1 protein-coding gene is annotated in these 440 nt (G+C 48.9%); it reads left to right on the plus strand.

Annotated features, from left to right (window positions below; all coding sequences use genetic code 11):
- Positions 1–204: 204 nt before the first annotated feature.
- Positions 205–417: a hypothetical protein gene (locus tag QP415_RS10810; protein ID WP_048707262.1), complete on the plus strand. Its 213-nt coding sequence runs from the start codon at positions 205–207 to the stop codon at positions 415–417.
- Positions 418–440: the final 23 nt, after the last annotated feature.

Genomic DNA, 440 nt, shown 5'->3' on the forward strand with positions numbered 1-440 from the left:
CTATTAACGCGTGTGGAAGCGTGAAGGAAATCCACGAGCAAATAGTAGAAGTAGTAAAAAAGCACATCAAAACGTGAGCGAGCACACAATAATAGAGCTTTACAATGTCGCAGAGTGGGACATATAATTAAAGCACAAGGCAAAAGAAAAGGGCCTTGAAAACAAAGAGGCAACAAGGCCTCACAACTCGGAAAGGAATCCGAAATGGCTAACAAATACCAATCCACCGAAGCCCAGCGCCGCTACATCCTCGCACTCTCAGACTGGATGAGCGATGAACAATGGTGCGAAATGTTCGCAGAATACGCAAAAAGAAACCAAAACCAGCCCACCACCCTCATCACCGAAACCCGCAACCAAGCCTTGAAGCGGCTAACCAAGCGCGTCTGCTCCGCAATGATCGACGAACTCAAATAACCCCCCGGCCCCGCCCGTCTTTG

This window comes from Pauljensenia sp. UMB3104, from assembly GCF_030217285.1.
Taxonomy (GTDB): Bacteria; Actinomycetota; Actinomycetes; order Actinomycetales; family Actinomycetaceae; genus Pauljensenia.